General features: G+C 58.1%; 1 protein-coding gene. It reads right to left on the bottom strand.

Annotated features, from left to right (window positions below):
* Positions 1-33: 33 nt before the first annotated feature.
* Positions 34-1,394, bottom strand: a protein-coding gene (locus tag KPB06_RS34400; RefSeq protein ID WP_089465000.1) for an IS3 family transposase whose coding sequence is annotated in 2 segments (ribosomal slippage) — positions 34-932 and positions 932-1,394 — 1,362 coding nt in all. Because the reading frame shifts where the segments join, the coding sequence is not laid out codon by codon here.
* Positions 1,395-1,445: the final 51 nt, after the last annotated feature.

Raw genomic sequence — 1,445 nt, 5'->3', positions numbered from 1 at the left:
TGAACTGACCCCGCAAAGTTGGACAGTTAAAGGCTAGGCGCCCAAGGGCTGAGTCCTGTATTGCACGGGACTCAGCCCTTTCAACTTGAGCTTGATGCGTTCGTGGTTGTAGTAGTGGATGTAGCGCTCGAGCGTGTCGCGCAAATGCTCCACGCAAGTGAAGCGATGTCCCTTGTAGCACTCGGACTTGAGCGTGCCGAAGAAGCTTTCCATCGCAGCATTGTCGAGGCAGTTCCCCTTGCGCGACATGCTTTGAGTCAGCTTGCGTCGCTTCAATTGCCGACAAAACGCCGGCATTCGGTATTGCCAGCCTTGGTCCGAATGCAATAACGGTCTGTCCGTGCGTTTGAGTTTGGCCAATGCCTTCTTCAGCATGCTGCTGACCAGCTCGAAGCTTGGGCGTCGGTCCATCTGGTAGGCCACGATCTCGCCGTTGTACAGATCCATTACCGGCGACAGATACAGCTTCTGCCCGCCGACGTTGAATTCCGTCACATCCGTTACCCACTTCTGGTTGGCCTGCGTGGCGCTGAACTGACGTTGCAACAGGTTGGGCGCGACTTTGCCGACCTCACCTCGCCACGAACGATATTTCTTCGGGCGCAGCAGGGACTTCAGCTGCAATTGCTGCATCAGCCGCTGCACAGCCTTGTGGTTGACGAGATGCCCGGTTTGCCGAATCGCAGCCGTGACGCGTCGATAGCCGTAGCGGCCCTTGTGATGGTCGAACACCGCCCGGATCCTCGCCTTGAGATCGGCATGGCGATCGCCAACGTTCAGCGTCCCGAGTTGGTAATAGAACGTGCTGCGCGCCAGACCGGCCGCCTTCAGAAGTGCCGCTACCGGATGGTGTTGCCTAAGCTCGCGCACTATTTGCGCTTTTTCTTTTGCGCTGCCTGCTTCTTCGCCAGCAGCGCATCGAGCTTTTTTAGGTAGGCCACCTCCGCACGCAGATACTCGTTTTCCTTGAGCAATTCCTCGCGTGTGCGTTCATCCGGTGAGCCGGTTTCAGTGGGTTTGGGCGGAAGTGAAGTGGCCATCTTTCGGGGGCGCCCTCGTCGGCGAGGGGACAGTGCATCGATACCGCCCTCATGATACAGGCGCTCCCAGCCGGCGACGCAGCCCGCGCCACGAATGTCGAACAAGGCCGACACCTGGCCGTATGACAACTCGTCTCGCCACATGCGCTGCAGTACCGATAGCTTGAACTCAGCATCGTAGCAAACGTGTTTCTTGCGCAACCCCGCGTTGCCATGCTCCCTGTAACTTGCCACCCAGCGCCGGATCACCGTACGCCCCACGCCGTGCCGGGCAGCCAGGGACTGGATGCCAATTCCACCGGAAAAATACTCGTCAACGATGCGTTGCTTGAACTGCTCGTTGTACTTCGTCATGAAAAACACCCCAAAGGTTGGACGGGTGTCCAACTTTTGGGGTGCAGTTCA

It is taken from the genome of Burkholderia semiarida (assembly GCF_029268935.1).
Taxonomy (GTDB): domain Bacteria; phylum Pseudomonadota; class Gammaproteobacteria; order Burkholderiales; family Burkholderiaceae; genus Burkholderia; species Burkholderia semiarida.
Note: the sequence above shows the minus strand (reverse complement) of the source record. Positions and strands in the feature narration are given on the sequence as shown.